This window comes from Clostridium celatum (assembly GCF_021412605.1).
Taxonomy (GTDB): Bacteria; Bacillota; Clostridia; order Clostridiales; family Clostridiaceae; genus Clostridium; species Clostridium celatum.
This window is the reverse complement of record NZ_JAJKGM010000034.1, coordinates 14,191-37,669: the sequence shown is the minus strand read 5'-3', so window position 1 is coordinate 37,669 and position 23,479 is coordinate 14,191. Positions and strand designations below refer to the sequence as shown.

Genomic DNA, 23,479 nt, shown 5'->3' with positions numbered 1-23,479 from the left:
ATGGACACATCCTTTCTTAACTAAATATTATTTTACTTAGTTCGATTTAATGTGTCCACTACTTTATACTAACACCACTTCAATAGTACTTAAATTAGTATAATTTAACGAATAAGAAAATATCTCATATGAAGAGAAGATTAATAAAAAAAATAGGCTTTGTTTTAAAATAATGTGGAAATAAGTATAACATAAAGGGATGTCAAATAGACATCCCTTTGAATCACAATAGTTTAAGATTATTCTTCAATTAAAGATTAACCTTTCATGCTCATAAAAATAAAAGCACCCAAAACATAAAAACCTAATAATATTCCTAATAAACTAAATATAAAAACCCATATTTTATTTCGCTTTTTTAAGGTCATATTACACTCATCCCCTTTAATAAATAATGAACCATATAATATAATTGTTCGTTAATCATTATATTTATTGTACACTAAAAACAGTAAAATCAAAACAAATTTTACCTTTTATACATATATTGGTATTCTAATCTTAAAATCCTTTATTAAAGATATAGAATGTGTTGAATTAGCATGAATAAAGAATTTCTTAGGCTTATTTCTTTCCATACTTAGATATTTTGTCATGATTGCAAAAAGGGCAACACTTCCCTTATTAAACCTACTTTCAGCGATTTCTTCATTTACAGAGTTAGTAATCCCATTTGACATCAATACATCTTTAAAAATTCAAATACCTTACCTTGCTCATATGTATTCAATTGTGAAACTTGTTGAATAACATTATTAACTTTTGGCATAAAAAATCTCCTAAATAGTAGCTATATAATATATTATAACTATATTTATAGAGGTTAATCAAATTTCAACAGTTTATTAAAACAAAGCCAAAAAATAATAAAAATATAATACATTTAAGTTTCATAAAAATCCTCCCCCCTTTTTTATGTTATTTCTTAATATATTATATTTCGACACATATCAAAATAATTTCGACAATATTTAACTATTAAATATTAACCTATTATTGGATATTTTTCAACTACTTTGTAAAAATAAAAAAATTTGATTATAAATATCCGAAATATGTAAATTTTAAAATGTTTATATTATCAATATTATAATCAATTAGTATTTAATTTTCGATTTCTTCAATAAAAGTAATATTAATAAAAACTAAATTTGAAAATATATAGAAAAATATATTTGAACTATTGATTAAGGGAATAATTCCCTTTATATAGGGGGATTATGATATAATAAGTGTAATTTAAATAAAATTGTAAGGAGAATTTATATGGAAGAGAAATGGCTAACTTGGGCTAAACAAATACAAGCAATAGCTCAAGCAGGATTAGAATATTCAAAAGATAAATATGATAAAGAAAGATTTCAAGCATTAAGGGATTTATCTTGTGAGATAATGAGTGAATATACAGAAGTAAGTTATGATAAAGTAAAAAATTTATTTTGTAATGAAAGCGGATATCAAACTCCAAAGGTAGATGTAAGAGCAGCTGTTTTTAAAGATGATAAAATTCTTTTAGTAAGAGAAAGTATAGATGGTAAATGGGCATTACCAGGAGGATGGGCAGAATACAATTTATCTGTTAAGGAAAATGCAGCTAAAGAATGTATGGAAGAAGCAGGTGCAAAGGTAACACCTATTAAGCTTATATCAGTATTAAATAGAAGTTGGCATGTTAATGACAACTATCCATATGGAGTGTATAAGATTTTTGTTTTATGTGAGCTACAAGATATAGAATTTAAAGAAAACATAGAAACATTAGAATGTGGATTTTTTGAATTAGATAAATTGCCACCATTGTCAACAGAGAGAAATACAGAAAAGCAAGTAGAAATGTGTTTTAGGGCTAATATTGAAAGAAATAATGAAACTATTTTTGATTAATGAAAATAAATCAAAGGAATATAAAAACGTGCCATAGTAATACTACGGCACGTTTTAATTTTGTATGTTAGATAAATTTAAGGCTTATGCAACCTTTTTATAAAGTTAAACGTCTATTATATGAATCGGTTCTAAGAAATAAAATTTTATATAAGTAGCTAAATATTTATTTAAAAAAGATGTAACCTTTTTAAACGCTTAGACGTCTATTATGTGAGTTGATTTTGGGGAGGAATAAATAAAAATGGTCAATGAACTATTGTTTAAAAGAGCTGTGAACGGCGATAAAGAAAGTTTTATAAAGCTTATAGAGCCAATTAAGGCAAATTTATATAAAGTAGCTTTTGTATATTTGAAAAATGAAGATGATGCTTTAGATTGTATTCATGAAGCAATAATAAAAGCTATAAAATCAATTAATACTTTAAAGGAGCCACAATATTTTAATACGTGGATAACTAGGATAACAATTAATGTTTGTAAGGATTATATAAGAAAAAATAACAGAGTTGTTTTAGTAGATATAAAACATTATGAAAATGACTTATTTACTGAAGATAATCAAAGTGATGTTAAAGAAGATATTAATAATGCTTTAAATAAATTATCAGAAAGTGAGAGGGAATTAATAGTAATGAGATATTTAGAAGATAAATCATTAAAGGATATAGCTTTTAAAACTAATAAACCATTAGGAACAGTGAAAAGTAAGATAAACAGAACTTTAAAGAAGTTAAGAGTATACATGGGGGAGGCGTAAAATATGAAAAAGACAAACATAAATAACGTAAATAGAGATAATGGAAATTTAGGCGATTTAAATAAAAGCAATATAAATCTAGAAGATATAAACATAGATGATATAAGTGTTTCTTCAAAGTTAGATGATATTATTAAAAATGCTGTAAATGAAGGGTATGAAGAGGTAGATAATAAAAATTATAAAAGTGAGAGGTATAGGAATATGATGAATAGTAATAATAGAAAATTTAAAAAAGGTATAGTTGCAGCAGCTATAGCAGTAGCTGTAGGGGTTACAGCCTTTGGAGTAGCTTTCGGTGATGAGGCACTTGCAACAGTTAAAATGGCAATGTTTGATATTGGAAAATATCTGGGAATAAATAAGAATTTAGAAGATTATAAAACAGTAGTTAATAGTGCAGTAAGTAAAAATGGAATAACAGTTCAATTAAATGAAGTTATATTAAATAAAGATGAAGTTATTTTATCAACAACAGTAAAATCAGATAAGGAATTAGGAGAGAATGGAAATATATCTTTATTTGGTAGAGTATACGTTAATGGAAAGAAAGCATCTAGTTCAGCAAGTGGAACAAGTAAAGTAATTGATGAATATACACAAGAAGAGGTAATGTCTTATAATTTAGATAAAGAGTTATTACAAGGAGATTTATATGTAGAAGTAAAATATGATGAAGCATATGTTTATATAAATGGTGAAAAAGATGAAGTTAAAGGTCCTTGGAATTTTGAATTTGAATCTAATGGAGATGCTTTAATGATAAATACAAATACCATAGAACTTAATAATTCATTTGAATTAGAAAATGGACAAAAGATAACCTTAAATGAATATGTAAGTAATGATATGGGGCAAAAGATTTATTATTCAGTAGAAAATAAAGATAAAAACAATGTATATGATGTAGTATTAAGAGGATATGATGATTTAGGAAATGAAGTAGAGTTTTATAGTTCATATGAAGAACTTACTAATGGTTTAATGAAAAATCAAACAGAAATTTTAGAAGAAGCAACAACATTGATATTAACACCATATGCTGTAGCATACCCAAAAGAAAGTGGTAAGATGAGCAATGATTATAAGCAAGTAGGGCAAGAGTTCACTATAAGAATAAAATAAATTGTCTTATGGAAAATAAAAAAATTTATTTAATCAATTAAGAAAATAGAAATTTTATTACTAAATCAAAGGATATAAATACAGAGAAATAGAATTTGCACAACTAATTTATAAATTATTATATTTATGTTATAAAAAGGCAATTAATACAATATAATATCATATAAAATAGGAGGTTTTTTATATGATTAAAGTCAATTTTAAAGAGTTTAATGAACTTAATGTGACAGATGAAAATGGGAAAGGGATTATTAGTTTTAAGAAATCAAAAGCATTACCTACAAGAGAACGTTATTTAGTTATTAATGCTAATGATGAAAGGATAGGAAGTATAGAAAAAATTAGATATAACTTTGGATTGGTTAACTTACCTGAAATAGATATCAAAATTAATAATGATAAAATTAAAATTAAAAAAGATATGCAAGAATTAAAAGAATTTTATGAGATTACAGGTAGTGAATTTTCAATTGATGGAAAATGGCGAGAGCAATTTAATATTTCTAAAAATAAAAAGGTATTAGCTACAGTTAATGTACAAAATGAAGAAATGGGACCGACCTATTTAGTCGATGTTATTGACAAATCAAACGAAGAACAAGTTATATGCATTTTATTTGCTTTAAGTTGGATTATGTAAAAATAAAGCTATACCTTTTAAAGTATAATCCGTAAAGTAGGCGGAATTTGGTAAAAAAAGTATAGCTTTTATTTTATTAAGTTTATCTTCTAGGATTTTCAAATGAAGGTGGTGTTGGATTTGGAGCTTCATGAGAAGGTCCTGGATTTGATAAATTAAAGTATAATTTAGAATCTTCAGTAACTCCAAAATCTTTATTAGAACCTGTATTTTGAACTTTATTCAAAGCTTCTCTAAATAAGGCATTATGAGCTTCTTCTCTATTAAGTAAGAAATCTATGGTTGCTCGTACTTCTTTATCTTCTATTTGTCTATAAAGATATTCATATACAACCTTAGCTCTTTGTTCAGATGCTATATTAGATAATAAATCTGCAACTAAATCTCCAGTAACAGTTACATAATCAGCAGTCCAAGGTGCACCTGAAGAATTTATAAGTACTGGTGATAATCCACATTGTACATGTGTTTGAATTTCACCGTTACATACTTCAGTATTATTAACATCATGACCATTTAATAGGTTTATTGTTTGTGCCACCATTTCCATATGACTAAGCTCTTCAGCCCCAATATCTAAAAATAAATCCTTTATTACAGGATCCTTTATTCTAAAGCTTTGAGAGATATATTGCATAGCTGCTTTAAGCTCTCCATTTCCACCACCTAGTTGTTCTTGCATTAGAACCGCATATTGAGGATTTGGTCTTTCTACCTTAACTTCATGTAATAGTTGTTTTTTATGTTCAAACATATAAAGTCCTCCTAACTAAATATACTATCAAAGTTATTATTGGTATATTTAAGTTAGAATATTCAACATGTATATATTACCCGGGGTCAATCCAATATATGGATTGACCCCGCGGGTAGTATTATTCATTATCTATAAAATCTAGGAAAATTTTAATTTTAGAATCAGTATTATTTTTATTCCATGAGATAGTTGAATTAACATATTCATTTTCAAGAGGAATAAAAACTAAATCATTTGATCTATAATTGTCTTGAAATTTAGGTAAAATAGTTATGCCAAGTTTAGATTTTACCATTAAAAGTGATGTTTCTATTGAATCTACAGTATGTTTAATGTTTGGTGAAAATCCAAATGATACAAAGGCTGAAATTATAGAATCAAAGGCAAAAGGTGAAATAGTACGATCAATAAATATAAAATCCTCATTGGATAATTCATTTCTGTTAATTGAATTTTTATAAGAAAATTTATGTCCAGCATAAACAACTACGCATAGTGGACAACTAGAAACTACTTTACTTTTAATAAACGGATAACTATCTATAGCAAAATCATAACCAAAAACAAAATCAATTAAGTTGTTTTGTAATTTTTTATAAAGCTCGTCTATATTTCCTCTAATTATATTTAAACTAATTTTAGGATACTTATCTTTAAAATTAGAAATTAATTTAGGTAAAAGTATATTTTCATATCCTTCTAAAAAACCAATAGTAATAGTTCCAATATACCCAAAAGAGGCTAAAGATGCTTTGTTTACAGCATTATTTAAGGTTTCTATTAAAGATTTTGACTCAATAAAAAAGACATCGCCTGAAGGGGTTAACTTTACAGAATGTTTATTTCTAATAAATAGTTTAAATCCTAAGTTATCTTCAAGGTTTTTAATTTGCTGACTTATGGCAGTTTGAGATAAGTAATTTTCTTTGGCCGCTTTAGTAAAATTAAGATGTTCTGCTACTGAAATGAAGTATTGTATTTGCTTAATATTCATATAAATTTGTCCCCCTATTAAATTTCTAAAAATATAAGCTAATTAAAGATAGTTATTTTTGGAGTTGTAATAAGTTTTTCTTATAAGTTAATTGCAAATTGTTGTTGGAAAAAATTTCATAAATTTATTATAATTCAATTAGTAAATGTTTACAATAACAAATTAAGTAAACTATTTTACAAGAAAATAAATATGTTTTTAATCATAGTAATGTCAGAGGAAAAAATAATCAATCTATCTAGTTAAGAAAATAGGGGGGGAAATTAATGAAAAGAGATTTTATTAAAGCCTTAGCAATAATGGTTACAGCAACTACGGCTATTAGTACATTTGTAACACCAATAACAAGTAATGCAGATACTGGTTTTACAGAAACAGAGGTACTATACAATGGAGAAGATACAGGAATAAGAATAGTAACTAATAAAGATGGAGCAGAACTTGGATACTCAAAGGATTCAGGGGTAAATATTTTAGTTGAAGATGGAAAAGCCTTTAAAGATTTAGATAAAGATGGGGAATTAGATATTTATGAAGACTGGAGATTAACAGTTGATGAAAGAGCTAAAGATTTAGCTAGTAAGATGAGTGTTGAAGAAATAGCTGGACTTATGCTATATAGTGCCCATCAAGCTATTCCATCACCAGCAAGTGGATGGGGAAGTGGGACTTATGATGGAAATCCATATGAAGAGGGAGTTACTGATCCAGCTCAATTAACGGATCAACAAAAAAGTTTTATAGAAAATGATAACCTGAGACATGTCCTTATTACAACAATTAAGAGTCCAGAAGTAGCGGCTAGATGGAATAATAATGGTCAAGCTTTTGCAGAAAGCTTAGGTTTAGGAATTCCACTTAATAATAGCTCTGACCCTCGTCATAGTACAGACTCAAGTGCAGAGTATAATGCAGGTTCAGGTGGAACTATTTCAATGTGGCCTTCATCTATTGGTATGGCAGCAACTTTTGAACCAAGATTAGTAGAAGAATTTGGTCAAGTTGCATCTAAGGAATATCGTGCATTAGGTATTGCAACAGCTTTATCACCTCAAATAGATTTAGCTACTGATCCTCGTTGGAGTCGTGTATCTGGTACTTTTGGTGAAAGCTCATTATTATCAACAGATATGGCTCGCGCATATGTTGATGGATTCCAAACAACTGAAGGAACAGATGGATGGGGAAATAAAAGTGTAAATGCAATGGTTAAACACTGGCCAGGTGGAGGAACTGGAGAAGCGGGAAGAGATGCTCACTATGGTTTTGGTAAATATGCAGTTTATCCAGGAAACAATTTTGCAGAGCATATGCTACCATTTACTGAAGGGGCATTTAAGTTAAATGGAGGAACAGGTTCAGCATCTGCAGTTATGCCATATTACACAATATCATATAATCAAGATCCAACAGGTGGCAATGTAGGTAATTCTTATAGCAAATATATTATCACAGATTTATTAAGAGAAAAGTATGGATATGATGGAGTAGTTTGTACAGACTGGGGTATAACTAAAGATGATTTAGGATTAGATGTATTTGGAAATACTCCATGGGGAGTTGAACATTTAACTACTGCTGAAAGATTCTATTTATTACTCCAAACAGGAATAGACCAATTTGGAGGCGTTAATACTTCAGAAGGAATTTTAGCTGGTTATGAATTAGGAGTACAAGACAAAGGTGAAGAATTTATGAGAACTCGTATGGAGCAATCAGCTGTACGTCTTTTAAGAAATGTATTCCAAACAGGTCTTTTTGAGAATCCATATTTAGATGTAGAAGAGTCAGTTGAAACTGTAGGTAATGCAGAATTTATGGAAGCAGGTTATGAGGCTCAATTAAAATCAGTAGTAATGCTTAAAAATAAGGAAAATGTATTACCATTAAAGAGTAATGGTAGTGAAAAGGTAACAGTATATATTCCACAAAAATATATACCAGAAACTACAGATAGATTTGGTAATGTAACTCCTGCATCATGGGAAGATGCAGTTAATATGAATATTGCCAATAAGTATTTTAATACTACAACTAACCCAAGTGAAGCTGATGTAGCTCTTGTATTTATTGATGATCCAGATCCAGGGCTAGGATATAGTGCAACAGATAAAGAAAATGGAGGAAACGGATTCTTACCATTAACATTACAATATAAAGAATATAAAGCAGAATATGCTAGAGAGACAAGTATTGCTGGTGATACAAGGCCTACAGATGTATTAAATAGAAGCTATAAAGATAAAGTAGTTACAGCAAATAATACAAAATCATTAGATATAATTCTTAATACTAAAGAAGCTATGGGAGATAAGCCTGTTATAACTTGTATTAATATGACTAACCCAATGGTATTTAGTGAATTTGAATCAGAAGTTGATGGAATAGTATTAGGATTTGGTATACAAGATCAAGCATTCTTAGATATTTTATCAGGTGATGTTGAACCATCAGGATTACTACCATTACAAATGCCAGCTAGTATGAAAGTTGTTGAAGAACAATCAGAAGACTTAGCATTTGATATGGAATGTCATGTTGATTCAGAAGGAAACGTATATGATTTTGCTTTTGGTTTAAATTGGAATGGAGTAATTAACGATGCTCGTGTTGAAAAATATGCCAATAAAACTGAAACTGATGAGGATAAAGCTAATAAAGAAGCAGCAGAAAAGGTAGCTAACTTAATAGCAGCTATACCAGAGTACGTAACTATTAATGATGAAGTGGCGATAGTAGCAGCAAGAACAGCTTATGACGCATTGACTGATGCTCAAAAAGCTCTTGTAAATAACTATGACTTCTTAGTTAAAGCTGAGAAGGATTTAGTGGCACTTAAAGAAGCAGCAGCTGAAGAAAATGCTAATAAAGAAGCAGCTCAAAAGGTAATTGATATGATAAAAGAATTACCTACAAAGGTTACTAAAAATGATGAAGCTAAAATTAAAGCAGCAAGAGCAGCTTATGATGCTTTAACAGACAAACAAAAAGAATTAGTAACTAACTATGATGATTTAGTTAGTGCTGAAAAGAAATTAGCTGACATCAAAAATCCAACAAATAGTGGAACTACTGGAGGTTCAAGTAATAGTAATAAAGGTAATTCAGGTAAATTACCATATACAGGTGCAGCTGTAGGTAGTGGAGTAATAGCTTTACTAGGAGCAATAACAGCAGTCGCAGGTGCATTTATCAGTAAAAAGAAAAAGAAATAGCACCCCAGGGGTAAATAAAAAGCATGGTATTTTAATGAATACCATGCTTTTTATTGCTACTGGGGAATTTAATTTATAATAGACCTTATAATTAATCCTGTCCCTGCAAAAATTGATCCAAATATAAGTAAAACTTTTAGTAAGGGCATCGGTAAAAGTCCCATTTTAAGTGAGAAAAATATAGAAATAGTAATTAGCAACAGTCCAAAGGCTATGAGTATAAAACCTAAAACAGCTCTTTTTTTATTAGTAAATAAGATAAATACTCCTATAAGTAAAGAGAGAGAAGTGATTGCAAAGTTTACTCCACCGCCTAAAGAATTCATAAATCTCATAGGGGTATATACTATTGTATTACTTATTATATTTATAATGCCGAAGATGATAAGAATTACACCTATGATTAGTGATATTAATTTTTTTTGTGAAAGATACCGTAACCTATTTGTAGATAATAACTTTGACTTATTGGTAATAAATAATATTGGTTTATTTTGAGTAAAATTTGATACTCTATATTCTGATAATATTTTATTTTTATTTGTATATGTTTTATAATTTCTTTTCTTTGAAGGTGGTATATTAATACATTTTAAAGATGATGGAATAATAGAATTATGAGATTTATAATGTTTCAATCCAGGAATATATCTAGCTGGATAGTGTTTAAACTTCAAGATAACCACTCCCTCAACTTATCACTATTAATATATGAAATAGAGGGATATATGGTGCAATAATAAAAAAATTTCACAGTAAAATTATTTGATGCTAATGGAGTTAATAAATTTGAAAATGATCCAATGGTTATTATTAATGGTCAACCTTTATTATTTAAAGGAACTAACCGTCATGATACTGATCCTGTTTATGGAAAATACGTTCCAAAGGATGTATATGAAAAAGATATAGAAACAATGAAGAGTTACAATATAAATGCAATTCGTACTTCTCACTATGCAAATGATGAATATTTATATTATTTAGCAGATAAGTATGGAATGTATGTAATGGGTGAAACAAATGCAGAGTGTCATGCGCTTATGTGGGATCAAGACCCTGTGGCACAGTATTTAAAACCTCTTACAATGGATAGAACTAATACTTCTTTCCAAACATTAAAAAATCAAACTTCTGTTGTAATGTGGTCTACTGGTAATGAAATGGCCTATACAACTAATGGAGCAGATAATTTATATACTGATATGATTGCTTACTTTAGAGATAGAGATACAACAAGACCAGTTCATAGTAAAGACAAAGGAAGAAATGGTGGAACAGATACAGATAGTAACATGTATCCAACTGTTGGGACAGTTCAAGATAAGGCAGGAGAAGGCAAGATGCCATATGTTCTTTGTGAATATTCTCATGCTATGGGTAATGCTGTAGGTAACTTAAAGGAATATTGGGATGCTATAAGAAGTGGAAGTAATATGCTTGGTGCATTTGTTTGGGACTGGGTTGACCAATCTAGAGCTATATCTTTAGATAATCTTCCAAAGAATTATAGTATAACAGATAAGAGTAGTTTTTCTTCAACAGGAACAGTTTATTTTTTGCTACAATAAAATTAGTTACGAATAAAGTATAGATACTAATTTTAATATTTTTTTATATAAGAAGTAATTTATATAACATTACAGGAATTGATATGATTTTACTAAGGATCAAATCTGAAGGCTTATCATATATATTCCTTCCGATTATATCTTCACTTTTTCTAATTAACTTAAACTTCAAAAGGGAAAAGGATAGAAGTTAATGTCTGTGCTGTATTAAGAAGACTAATATATGTATAAAGGGTAAAATTTATTTTGGCTTTACTGTTTTTAGTATACAATAAATATAATGATTGATGAACAATTGTATTATAATGTGAATAGGAGGCAAAATTTATGGTACAAATTAACACAGAAAATATAGTTACATTAGAGATTGCTAAAAAAGATGAATTATCTAAATTTAAAAGAGATTTACAAGAATCATTTGCTGTAGCAGTGATTGAAACATTTGGTTCTGTATTAGATGGTCCAATCCCTTCTGATGAAGATATAGATGCGTCTTTTAATACTCCTGGAGCAGTTATTTATCATATACTATCAAATGGTAAAAGGGTAGGAGGGGCAGTTGTTGTTATTGATGAAACAACACAATATAACTCTTTACATCTTTTATTTGTATCTAAAGGTGAACATAGTCATGGTGTAGGATATAAAGCTTGGAAAGCTATTGAAGAAAAGCACCCTGAAACTAAAATTTGGGAAACTCATACACCATATTTTGAAAAGCGTAATATACATTTTTATGTGAACAAATGTGGTTTTAAAATTGTAGAATATTTCAATAAAAATCATCCAGACCCACACATGACAGAAGGTGAAGATTTAGCAGGAGAAGAAGATTTTTTCAGATTTGAAAAGGTTATGAAAGGATAAACTTTAATAAAATATAAAGTATTAGAGAATTAGATTAATATATTAGGGTTAAAAAGGAGAGTGATAGTGTGAATATATGGGGAATAATATGTTTAATATTAGCAGTAATTTTTTCTATACTAGCAGCTGTTTTCGCTTTGTTAAAAGAAAAAGGTGCTTTATTAATTAGTGGATTTAATACTCTTTCTAAAGAGGAAAGAGAAAAGTATGATAAAAAGAAAATTAGTGTAGATATGAGAAACTCTCTTTTTATTTGGGCAATAATTTTATTTTTAGGAGCAATTTTATCATATTATATAAGCAAATATTGTGCAATTATAGCAAGTATTATTTGGATAGTTATCTTCTTTAAAGATGTTCATATTGATTCAGAAAAAGCATTTAGAAAGTATAAAAAACTATAATAATTTTTATATTACTAGTCACTTAACTTTAAATAATAAGGAACTAAAGAGTTAATGTTGTATAAAATAATATACAACTCTTGAATAAGAGGGAATTAGGTTGAATATAGGCAATTTATGGAGGAATTTAACTTTAGTAGAATTATACTTAGATATTGATAAAGCTTTACAGAAGTAATATAATAAAAATTGAAAATAAGTAATTATTTGGAATATGATGCGATAGGATACATATTTTTTATTAAGAAAATAATTAATAGTAAATAAAGCCTAAAAATAGAGTAGATTTACAAAGGAACATTGCAAATTTAGGGGTAGAAAATGATGAACTAATTATTTTTAGATGTATATTGGCTTGTATGTGTCTGGTATTTAATGCCGAATATTTATGTGATTAGGGGGGAGAAGTAAATGATTAGAAGAAATAAGGCAATAACAGCAGCAATATTAGCTACAGTTGTAACATCACTTGTAGGACAAGCCTTTCCTGTTTATGCAGAAACTAATTTAGAAGAAAGAGTTGCATCAACAGCTTATACTAAAGAAATAAATCCTTGGATTGGTGGAAAAACTGAAGAATTAATTCAAGCTGAAACAAAGCTTGGAGTAGATGATAAAAAATTTACTCATAAAGAATACACTGGTACTACTTATACTGATTTAAATGGAAATACAGTTAATGGTGCTAGTGTTTTTGGTATTAATAGAGAAGAGGTAACAACATCTACAATCGGGTATCAAGATGTTGAATCTGCAAGACTTGGGGCTTTAAATTATGAAAAGGAAAGATCTAATTATTATCAACTTTTAAGTGGAGAAGGTAGTGATTGGGATTTAACTGTAGTTCAAAATGCAGAAGAAGCTCAAAAGTTCTTAGATGGTGGGTTCATGAATGAAGACTACACTATGAATGCTGAAGATGGATGGAAGAATGTACAACTTCCTGCAAGTTGGACAAGCTATGGATTTGACTTCTCAATTTATACAAATACTGAAATGCCTTGGCAAAGTCAGTATGATTCAGGTGTGTCAGTTCCACAAGCACCAGTGAATTATAATCCAGTTGGATTGTATAGAAAAACATTCACTGTAAATGATGCAATGTATGAACAAGATGGTAGAATTTATATAGCTTTTGAAGGTGTTGAATCTGCGTATTATGTATACGTTAACGGTAAGGAAGTAGGATATAGTGAAGATTCATATAGACCTCATAGATTTGATATTACAGATTATTTAAATGGAGAAGGTGAAGAAAATACTTTAGCTGTAAAGGTTCATAAATTCTGTGATGGTACTTGGATGGAAGACCAAGACATGTTCTATGATGGTGGAATCTTTAGAGATGTTTATATAGAATCAGCTCCAAATGTTAATATTTTTGACTATTCTGTAGTTACAGATTTAGATGAAAACTTTGTAAATGCTGATTTAAACTTATCTTTAAGAATAAAGAACTTAGCTGAAGCAAAAGCAGCAGGATATACAGTAGATGTAAATTTATTTGATGCTAATGGAAATGATAAATTTGCAAGTGATCCAATGACTATTAATGTTTCAGATATAGATGCGGAAGGTGAAGTTACTGTAGATGCTAGCAAGTTTGTTGAAGCACCAGAACTTTGGTCTGCTGAAAAACCTAATCTTTATACTTTAGTAATGACTATAAAAGATGCTAATGGAAATGCACTAGAAAGTATTTCTCAACAATTAGGATTTAGAGAAATTTCATATACAAGATCTGAAATTGATTCAAATAATAATAATATAACTTCAGAATATGAAGCAATAACTATAAATGGACAACCTTTATTATTAAAGGGAACAAATAGACATGATACTGACCCTGTTTATGGTAAGTATGTTCCAAGAGAAGTTTATGAACAAGATATAGAAACAATGAAGAGTTATAACTTAAATGCAATTCGTACCTCTCACTATGCTAATGATGAATATTTATATTATTTAGCAGATAAGTATGGAATGTATGTAATGGGGGAAACAAATGCAGAGTGTCATGCACTTATGGGTAACCAAAATGCAGTAGCTCAATATTTAAAACCTCTTACAATGGATAGAACTAATACTTCTTTCCAAACATTAAAGAATCAAACTTCTGTTGTAATGTGGTCTATTGGTAATGAAATGGCTTATACAACAAATGGAGCAGATAATTTATATACTGATATGATTGCTTATTTCAGAGATAGAGATACAACAAGACCAGTTCATAGTGAAGGTCAAGGAAGAAATGGTGGTACAGATATGGATAGTAATATGTATCCAACTGTTAGCACAGTTCAAGGCAAAGCTGGAGAAGGCAAGATGCCATATGTTCTTTGTGAATATTCTCATGCTATGGGTAATGCTGTAGGTAACTTAAAAGAATACTGGGATGCTATAAGAAGTGGAAGCAATATGCTTGGAGCATTTGTTTGGGACTGGGTTGATCAATCTAGAGCTAAATCTTTAGATGATCTTCCAAAGAGCTATAGTATAACAGATAAGAGTAACCTTAAAGCAACAGGTACAGTTTATGGAAAGAATGATGTTAAGGATGCAGAAGAAGGATCTTTAACAGGAAAATCTTATGATGGTTATACAATAATGTCTAAAGATAACAATACAACTTATAATGAAGCTTTAGCATCAAAGGAATTTACTTTTGAAGTTATTGTAAAACCAAGCTCTACTGCGCAAAATAGTGTAATGATAGCAAAGGGAGATTATCAAGTTGCATTAAAGACTCAAAGTTCAGGTTCAGGTATAGAGTTCTTTATCTATAACGGTAGTAGCTGGAATGCTTGTACAGCAAATTTCCCATCAGATTGGGTTGGAAATTGGCATCAAGTAGCAGGAACTTATGATGGGCAAAATTTAAAAATATATTGTGATGGAGAGTTATTAGCTACAAAGGCTTATACTGGAGCAGTTGCATCTAGAGATGAAGCTTTAGGAATTGGTTATGATGTAACTCATGGAAGAAGCTTTGATGGAGATATGGCATTAGGTCGTATTTATACTAAGGCATTAACTGCTGATGAATTAAATGCACAAAATAGTGCTACTCCAGCAATAACAGCAGATTCAGAAGATGTATTAGCATGGGTTGATTATTCAGTAGGAATTCAAGAATTAGAAAGTCAATATTGGGATTACTATTCAACTTCTGATGAGCATCAAACTTTATATAATGAATATATGGATGGTAAATTCTTTGGATATGGTGGAGATTACGGAGATAAACCAAATTCAGGTTCTTTTTGTGTAAATGGATTAGTATCTCCAGATAGAGATGTTCAACCAGAACTTTATGAAGTTAAATATCAATATCAAAATTTCTGGTTTACAGCAGAGGAAAGTGAAATTCTTAATGGATACGTAAATATCTATAATGAAAGTAGCTTTACAAATCTAAATGAATATGATGTTACTTGGGAATTGGTAGAAGATGATAAGGTTGTCGATAGTGGTGTTATAACTGAAAGTGTTGAGCCTAGAGAAACTAAATCAGTAAAAATTCCTTATACTATGCCAACAGAAGCTAAGGCTGGTGCTGAATATTACTTAAATATTTCAGTTAAATTAAAGGAAGATACTTTATATGCTAAAGCTGGTCATGAAGTATCTTATGAGCAATTTGAAGTTCCAGCACAAGTTGCCATGGTTAAACCAGAAATAAATACTGAAATTACAGTTAATGATTCAGCTGAAGATGTAATCACAGTAGCAGGAGAAAATTTCTCATTTGAAATAGATAAATCTACTGGATTAATGGGTCAATATGTATTTAATAATGAGGTTTTAGTAGAAGAAGGACCAAAACCACATTTCTATAGAGCATGGTTAAATAACGATAGTGGTTATGATACTAACTGGAGAAATGCAACTAATAATATAGAAGTTACAGGAATAGAAACTTCTACATTAGAAGATGGTAGAACAGTAATTACTGCAAACCTTACTTTAAAGAGTGCTAACAATGCTAAAGAAACTATAGTTTACACTATCAATGGTAATGGTGAAGTTACAGTTAATATGAGTATTGATGCAGTAGGAACTGGTATGGGAAGATACCCTAAAGTAGGTTCTACAATGGTATTACCAGAAGGATATGAAAATGTAACATGGTATGGTAATGGACCAGTTGAATCTTATCAAGATAGAAATACATTTGCAACTGTTGATGTATATGAAGAATCTGTAAGTAATTTCTTCTATCCATTCTTACAAACTCAAGATACAGGTAACTTGACTGGAGTTAAGTGGATTTCTGTTGAAAATGAAAATAGTAATAATGCATTATTAGTTTCAGGTACTAATGAATTAGAAGCTAGTGCGCTTCACTTTACTGCTGAAGAACTTAATGATGCAAATCATCCATATGAATTAGATGGACCAAGAGCAGAAACTATTTTATCTATAGATTACAAGTCTCAAGGTAATGGTAATGCAAGCTGTGGACCACAAGTTTTAGAAGCTTATAAATTATATAATGATAAAGTTTATAGCTATGAATACACTATGGTTCCATATACAAAAAATCAAGATAAGATGGAATTAAGCAAAGCTTGGAGAAATATTGAAAGCTTTGATAAGGATGAATTTGATAAGCAAACAGCTCAAGCTGTAATTGATGCTATAGATAATTTATTTGTTTATTCTTACTCTCAATATGACGAAGTTATGGATTTAAAATCAACTTATGATAAGTTAAGTGATGTTCAAAAAGCATTAGTAACTAATTATAATAAGCTTACTGAAGCTATAGATAACATCAATGCCATGGAAGGACAAGACCCAGCTTATATAAGAGATTTAAGTGTGAATGAAATAAATCCAATATTAACTGCTTCATCTAAATTATATAAAGATGAAACAACAGGAGTTAAGCTTACTGGTAGATTGCAACTTAATAACAATAAGGGAACTGATGGCGAGGATGTATTTAATAGTGTATTTGCAGGAAAGAATGAATTTACTGTAGAGGCTTGGGTAAATCCAACTAGAACAGATATGACATATGATATGATTATGGGTAAAGGTGACAGTAACTTTGGATTAAGAAGTAGGGGAGGTTCTAATGGAAATATATCTTTAGACTTCTTTATTAAAGCTACTGATGGTAATTGGTATACAATTGAAAAATCAATAAATGTTGGAGATGATTGGGTTGGAAATTGGCAACAAATCACTGCAACTTATACAGGAAGTCAATTAAAGCTTTATTTAAATGGTGAATTATTAGCTACTTCTAACGATTCAAGTACTGGTGGATTAGCTACTAATAATCAATCATTATGGCTTGGATATTGTCCTGAAACTGGTAGAACTAGTTCTTATGAAATAGGTGCTGCAAGAGTTTATTCTAGAGCGTTAACAGATGCAGAAGTAATGGCTCAAAAGAATGGATTTACAGGAGATGGTGAATATTCAGTACAACCAACAGATACTTCTGTAGCTATGTGGTTAGACATGGAAAACCTTGTTACTCCAATGTCTACAGTTGATAAAGCTGAATTAATTAATATTTATGAAGCTGTTAAGGGGTATACAAGTGAAGGTTATACATCAGAAAGCTTTGCTAAATTTACAGAAGCATTAAATAATGCTAAAGCTGTAATTGATAATGTAGATGCAACTACTGAAGAGGTAGATAGTGCTGTAAAGGCTCTTAATGAAGCTATAGATGGGCTTGAAACTACAGTTAGTAAGGAAGGGTTAGAAGCTGTTATTAATACTGCTAAAGACAAGCTTAATAATTCATCTAACTTAACTGGTACTTCAATTGCATCATTACAAGCAGCTATTGCTGAAGGTGAAGCAGTCTTAAATAATAATACTGCAACTGAAGCTGAAGTTGAAGAAGCAATAGCAAAATTATTAAATGTCTTAAATAACCTTGATACTATTATTAATAAGGGTTCATTACAAGTATTAATAAATAGTGCAGAAACTAATTATAGTGCAGCTATTTATACTCCAGCATCTTATGAAGTGTTAACTAATGCTATAAATGAAGCTAAGAAAGTTGTAGCTTTAGAAAATCCAGCAGAAGATGTTGTAATTGCAAGCTATAATAGCTTATTAGATGCTATAGGTAATTTAGTAGTAAGAGCAAATACTGTAGCTTTAAGTGATGCTATAGATAGAGCTAAAGTAATTTTAGACAATATAGATAACTATGATTCTGCAACAGTAGCAGGTCTTGGAGATATAGTTGCAAATGCTGAAAAAGTATTAAATAATGCAAATGCAACTCAAGGTGAAGTAAATGAAGAAACTACTAAGGTTAATATAGCAATTGCACAAGCTCAATTAAAACCAAGTAAAGCTGGATTAATTGAAAGAATTGAGTATGTTAAATCTTTAGATTTAAGTTTATATACTAATGTAACAGTGAATAGATTACAAAAGGTATTAAAGGTAGCTGAAGAAGTTGTTGCTGATACTAATGCAACTAGTAAGATCATTGAAAATGCAACAAAAGAGCTTAACAATGCAATAACTGGATTAAAGCTTAAGATTGATAAGGCTGCATTGAAGGAAGTTATAGATTATGCTAATTATCAAGTATCTATGGGAGCTTTAGAAGATGTAGTTCCAGTTGTTAAGAAAGAATTTAATGAGGCATTAGAACAAGCAAATATTGTTTATGATAATGTAAATGCTACAGGTTCTGATATTGACTTAGCTTATAAGAAACTTCTTAATGCTATATGGATGTTAGAATTTAAGGCTGGAAATAAAGAAGAACTTCAAAAGCTTGTTGATATAGCAGAAGTTTTAGATCAAAAGGAATATAGTGAAGAATCTTGGGCTAATTTAGTTATTGCAGTTTCAGACGCTAAGAATGTAATAGCTAATGAAAATGCACTTCAAGATGAAGTTGATGAAGCTGTTGAAGCATTAAAAGAAGCTATAGCAAACTTAGAAAAGATTGCTGTTAATAAGGATGCTTTAAATAGTCTTATAAATTCAGTTAAAGATAAGAAGGAAGAAGATTATATAGTTTCAACTTGGAATGTATTTGCTGAAGCATTAAAAAATGCAAATAAAGTAGTGGCTAATGATAAAGCAACTCAAGAAGAAGTAGACGAAGCATATAATAGCTTATTAAGAGCTTACCTAAAATTAAGACTTACTCCTGATAAATCTAAATTAGAAGATTTAGTAGGAAGAGCTGAAGGTATTGATTTAGCACTTTATACTGAAGAATCAGCAAGTATATTAAGAACTGCCTTAGCTGATGCAAGTGCAGTATTAAAGAGCAATGATGCATCTAAGGAAGATGTAGAAAAATCAATGAAAGCTTTAGAAACAGCCTTAAATAGTTTATCAGAAAAGAATGAAAGCAATAATGGTTCTGGAAGTAGTGGAGCAGGAACTAATAATGGTTCAGGAAATACTACTGCAGGAACTGGAAATAATAGTGGTTCAAGCAATCAAACTGCTTCAAATAATGTAGCTAGTAGCTCAAGTAGTTCAAGTACAAGTAAAACAGGAAGCCTACCAAAAACAGGTGGAGCTAATGGATTAATGACTGCACTACTTGGAATAACTACAGCTATAGGTGGAATACTATCCCTAAAGAAGAGAAAGTAGCAATTAGTTAAGACTACGAAAAATAAATTATTAAGTTTTCGAGAAGTATTGCAATTTCACCTTGAATTTATATTATTTTCTATGGTTTATTGCAAATATTCTCTACAATTTAACAAATCATATTAAATATGATTTATTAAAAATAATAAGATGTTGAAAAGTGATGACGTTTCTTATAGTTATGTCATCACTTTTTATTTTAAACATTATGAGAAAATGCTTAAATTGTGAGAATGGATTTTTTATTAGCTATTAGATATTAAATAAATCCAAAGTGTAAAATATTTTAATTGGGGAAAATATATGAAAAATATTTTCTGAAAACTATTGCAATAAAAATATTTTCATGATATTATAACGGTGAAAATAATTTTAATAACTTTTTTAAATAGGGTTTTAAAAAAAGGGGAGGTAGAAATAATGTTTAAACAATTACAAAAAATCGGTAAGTCATTTATGTTACCAATAGCTATTTTACCAGCTGCAGGTCTTCTGCTTGGTATAGGTGGAGCGTTATCAAATCCTAATACAATCAATGCATATCCATTTTTAAATATTGCATGGTTACAAGGAATATTCTCAGTAATGTCTTCAGCTGGTGATATTGTATTTGCAAATTTAGCATTAATTATATGCGTAGGTTTAGCTGTTGGACTAGCTAAAAAAGATAAAGGTACTGCAGGTTTAGCAGCTTTAGTTGCATTCTTAGTTATGAATGCTTCAATAAAAGGTATGATAGGTGCATTTAACCCAACAGTTGAATCAATAGATACAGGTGTTGTTGGAGCAATTGCAATTTCTACTTTAGTTTCTTTCTTACATAATAGATATAACAATATTAAATTACCATCATTCTTAGGATTCTTTGGTGGTTCAAGATTTGTTCCAATTATATCTTCATTAGCAGCTATATTTGTTGGAACAATATTCTTCTTAATTTGGCCAACATTCCAAGGTTGGTTAGTAAAAGCAGGTACTTCTATTGCTAATATGGGAGTAGTAGGTACTTTCTTATATGGAACACTTTTAAGATTAACAGGTGCAGTTGGATTACATCACATGATTTACCCATTATTCTGGTATTCAGAATTAGGCGGTGTTGCTCAAGTTGCAGGTCAAACTGTAGTTGGTGCTCAAAATATATTCTTTGCACAGCTTGCAGATCCTAATCATGTAGGTTTGTTTACAGAAGGAACTAGATTCTTTGCAGGTAGATTTGCAACAATGATGTTTGGTCTACCAGGAGCTTGTTTAGCAATGTATCATTGTGTTCCTAAGAAGAGAAGAGCGTTAGTATCTGGATTATTCATCAGTGTCGCATTAACTTCATTCTTAACAGGAATTACAGAACCAATCGAGTTTATGTTCTTATTCGTAGCGCCTTGGTTATATGTAGTACATGCTGTATTCGATGGATTATCTTTCTTAGTTGCAGATATATTAAATGTATCTATAGGGAATACATTCTCAGGTGGATTAATAGACTTTACTTTATTCGGTGTTCTTCAAGGAAATGAAAAAACTAATTGGATTTATGTGTTAATAATTGGAGTAATTTGGTTTGCTTTATACTACTTTACATTTAGATTCTTAATAACTAAGTTTAATGTTATGACACCAGGACGTGAAGAAGAAGGTGCAGAAGTTAAAGTTATATCTAAGGAATCAATGAATGATGTGGCTGGAGAAATAATAGTTGCACTTGGTGGACAAGAAAATATAGAAGATGTAGATGCTTGTATTACTAGATTAAGAGTAGCAGTTAAAGATATTAATAAAGTTGATAAAGACAAAATCAAAAATTTAGGAGCTACAGCAGTTCTTGAAGTTAAGGGTGGAATCCAAGCTATATTTGGAGCTATGGCAGACCCATTAAAACAAAAGATAAATGAAATATTAGGAAATGAATAATTAAAAGGGGTGTAGTAATGAATAAAGGATTAATTGTATCATGTCAGGCATTAGAAAATGAACCATTACATAGTTCATTTATAATGGGCAAAATGGCATTAGCAGCAAAAGAGGGTGGAGCAGTTGGAATAAGAGCAAACTCTGTTGAAGATATAACTGCCATAAAGGGAGAAGTAGATTTACCTATAATAGGTATAATTAAAAAGGATTATCCAGGTTTAGTTCCATATATTACACCAACAATGAAAGAAGTAGATGAACTTGTAAATGCAAAAGTTGATGTTATAGCATTAGATGCTACAATAAATCAAGATGTTGAGTTTATAAAAGCTGTCATGGAAAAGTATCCAAACCAAAAGTTTATGGCAGATATATCAACAGTTGAAGAAGGCTTAAGAGCTGAAAAATTAGGGTTTGATTACATTGGAACAACACTAGTTGGATATACTGAACAATCAAAGGGGATTAACAACTTTGAAGTTTTAGATGAATTAATTAGACAATGCACAAAGCCAGTAATTGCAGAAGGAAACTTTGATACTCCAGAAAAGGCAAGAAAAGCTATGGAGAATGGAGCATATGCAGTAGTAGTAGGGGGAGCTATAACAAGGCCTCAACTTATAACTAAAAAATTTAATGATGAAGTTTTAAAAGCTATATAGAGATATTATGAAATTACCTCCGGGGTCATTCCAATATATGGATTGACCCCGGAGGCTTTGCTATTGTATAAATTTAATTGTAAAAGGTATTGGTTTAGAGATAAAAGGTATAGTATTATATTGATAGAGTAGATTATTTAAATAGGGGTTTTTTATGGATATTTTGCGTGAAATTCAAAAATTATATAGTACATTTTCCTTAAAGGAAAAGAATATAGCTGATTATATAATGAACAAGTCAGAAGAAATTAAAAATATAAATATTGTTGATTTTGCTAAGCTGGTTGATGCTTCTAGTGCAACTATAACAAGATTCTCAAAGAAGATTGGCTGTGAAAGCTTTGTGGATATGAAAATGAAGTTGAATTCTGTTAAGCATATTGAAAAGATAAGTGATGAAGAGGATGAAGGAATATTTTCATATGTATATAATTATTATAATGAAGTTATTGAGAGAACAAAGTATTTAATAGATAAAGAATCTATTTTAAAGCTTGTTAATGATATAAAAAAAGCTAAAAAAATATACATATATGGAGTGGGTAGTTCTGGTTTTACAGCAAATGAGATGATGCAAAGGCTCCTTAGAATGGGATTCAATGTTCAGGGAATAACTGATTCTCATATGATGATTATAAATAGTTCCATAGTTTCAGCTGATGATTTAGTAATAGGAATTTCTATATCAGGGGAAACTATAGAAGTTATAAAGGCATTAAGTATATGCAATAAAAATAATGCAAAAATATATTCTATTACAAGTATAGAAAATAGCTCTATAACAAAGTATTCTGATAAAAATTTATTAGTCTATAATTCTAGCTTTGTTGATAAGGGTAGCTTTATCAACACACAATTTTCTGTTATGTACCTTGTAGATTTAATATCTATGGTGTTATTAAAAGATACAGAGTTAAGTAGCAAAATGCAAATAACTATAAATGCTATAACATAATATAAATTATAAGACAACAGTTATGAGAAACCTACTTGAACAAAAAGTTCAAGTAGGTTTTTTATTATCTTAATTTATTTTTGATGTCGACACTGTATCATTAATTACAACTCAATATTATTTAAAAAG

The 23,479-nt window shown here is 29.6% G+C and carries 15 protein-coding genes and 1 pseudogene; 12 read left to right on the top strand and 4 right to left on the bottom strand.

The annotated features are described in order from the left end of the window. Nucleotides 1–570: 570 nt before the first annotated feature. A pseudogene (locus tag LPC13_RS12805) lies at nucleotides 571–769 on the bottom strand (IS1595 family transposase); the annotation flags it as partial. Nucleotides 770–1,266: 497 nt separating this feature from the next. Between LPC13_RS12805 and LPC13_RS12800 the strand changes: the two are divergent. The 4 genes from LPC13_RS12800 (at nucleotide 1,267) to LPC13_RS12785 (ending at nucleotide 4,409) form a co-directional block, all read left to right on the top strand. Then, complete coding sequence (locus LPC13_RS12800; protein ID WP_005215628.1) at nucleotides 1,267–1,884, top strand: NUDIX hydrolase N-terminal domain-containing protein; 618 nt, start codon at nucleotides 1,267–1,269, stop codon at nucleotides 1,882–1,884. Nucleotides 1,885–2,128: 244 nt separating this feature from the next. Continuing rightward, nucleotides 2,129–2,644, top strand: a complete 516-nt coding sequence (locus LPC13_RS12795) for a sigma-70 family RNA polymerase sigma factor (protein ID WP_005215626.1) — start codon at nucleotides 2,129–2,131, stop codon at nucleotides 2,642–2,644. Between the two features lie 3 nt (nucleotides 2,645–2,647). Further along, a complete protein-coding gene (locus LPC13_RS12790) occupies nucleotides 2,648–3,769 on the top strand; it encodes a DUF4179 domain-containing protein (RefSeq protein WP_005215625.1) in 1,122 nt (373 codons plus the stop codon). Between the two features lie 184 nt (nucleotides 3,770–3,953). After that, nucleotides 3,954–4,409, top strand: coding sequence for an LURP-one-related/scramblase family protein (locus LPC13_RS12785; protein WP_005215621.1), 456 nt, complete (start codon nucleotides 3,954–3,956; stop codon nucleotides 4,407–4,409). 82 nt (nucleotides 4,410–4,491) lie between these two features. Here LPC13_RS12785 and LPC13_RS12780 read toward each other — a convergent pair whose 3' ends face one another. Both LPC13_RS12780 and LPC13_RS12775 read right to left on the bottom strand, forming a co-directional pair. Next, nucleotides 4,492–5,163, bottom strand: coding sequence for a manganese catalase family protein (locus LPC13_RS12780; protein WP_005215619.1), 672 nt, complete (start codon nucleotides 5,161–5,163; stop codon nucleotides 4,492–4,494). Between the two features lie 121 nt (nucleotides 5,164–5,284). Further along, nucleotides 5,285–6,160, bottom strand: a complete 876-nt coding sequence (locus LPC13_RS12775) for a LysR family transcriptional regulator (protein ID WP_234088851.1) — start codon at nucleotides 6,158–6,160, stop codon at nucleotides 5,285–5,287. A 266-nt stretch (nucleotides 6,161–6,426) separates the two neighbouring features. Here LPC13_RS12775 and LPC13_RS12770 point away from each other — a divergent pair, with 266 nt between their 5' ends. Next, complete coding sequence (locus LPC13_RS12770; RefSeq protein ID WP_005215615.1) at nucleotides 6,427–9,375, top strand: glycoside hydrolase family 3 N-terminal domain-containing protein; 2,949 nt, start codon at nucleotides 6,427–6,429, stop codon at nucleotides 9,373–9,375. Nucleotides 9,376–9,443: 68 nt separating this feature from the next. Here the strand turns inward: LPC13_RS12770 and LPC13_RS12765 are convergent, their stop codons facing one another. Next, the gene (locus LPC13_RS12765) at nucleotides 9,444–10,052 is read right to left on the bottom strand and encodes a hypothetical protein (protein WP_234088850.1); all 609 of its coding nucleotides are present in this window, start codon (nucleotides 10,050–10,052) and stop codon (nucleotides 9,444–9,446) included. 126 nt (nucleotides 10,053–10,178) lie between these two features. Between LPC13_RS12765 and LPC13_RS12760 the strand changes: the two genes are divergently transcribed. The 7 genes from LPC13_RS12760 (at nucleotide 10,179) to LPC13_RS12730 (ending at nucleotide 23,350) form a co-directional block, all read left to right on the top strand. Then, complete coding sequence (locus LPC13_RS12760) at nucleotides 10,179–10,946, top strand: glycoside hydrolase family 2 TIM barrel-domain containing protein (protein WP_234088849.1); 768 nt, start codon at nucleotides 10,179–10,181, stop codon at nucleotides 10,944–10,946. Between the two features lie 327 nt (nucleotides 10,947–11,273). Further along, nucleotides 11,274–11,813: a GNAT family N-acetyltransferase gene (locus LPC13_RS12755; RefSeq protein WP_005215609.1), complete on the top strand. Its 540-nt coding sequence runs from the start codon at nucleotides 11,274–11,276 to the stop codon at nucleotides 11,811–11,813. Between the two features lie 68 nt (nucleotides 11,814–11,881). Further along, nucleotides 11,882–12,217 (top strand): DUF3784 domain-containing protein, encoded by a 336-nt coding sequence (locus LPC13_RS12750; protein WP_005215604.1) that lies wholly within the window; start codon nucleotides 11,882–11,884, stop codon nucleotides 12,215–12,217. A 411-nt stretch (nucleotides 12,218–12,628) separates the two neighbouring features. Next, entirely contained in the window at nucleotides 12,629–19,822 is a 7,194-nt protein-coding gene (locus LPC13_RS12745; RefSeq protein WP_234088848.1) for a glycoside hydrolase family 2 TIM barrel-domain containing protein, read from the top strand. Nucleotides 19,823–20,242: 420 nt separating this feature from the next. Next, on the top strand, nucleotides 20,243–21,733 hold the full coding sequence (locus LPC13_RS12740) for a PTS transporter subunit EIIC (protein WP_040420068.1): 1,491 nt from the start codon (nucleotides 20,243–20,245) through the stop codon (nucleotides 21,731–21,733). 17 nt (nucleotides 21,734–21,750) lie between these two features. Continuing rightward, nucleotides 21,751–22,395, top strand: a complete 645-nt coding sequence (locus LPC13_RS12735; protein WP_005215595.1) for an N-acetylmannosamine-6-phosphate 2-epimerase — start codon at nucleotides 21,751–21,753, stop codon at nucleotides 22,393–22,395. Nucleotides 22,396–22,549: 154 nt separating this feature from the next. Further along, nucleotides 22,550–23,350, top strand: a complete 801-nt coding sequence (locus LPC13_RS12730; RefSeq protein ID WP_234088847.1) for a MurR/RpiR family transcriptional regulator — start codon at nucleotides 22,550–22,552, stop codon at nucleotides 23,348–23,350. Nucleotides 23,351–23,479: the final 129 nt, after the last annotated feature.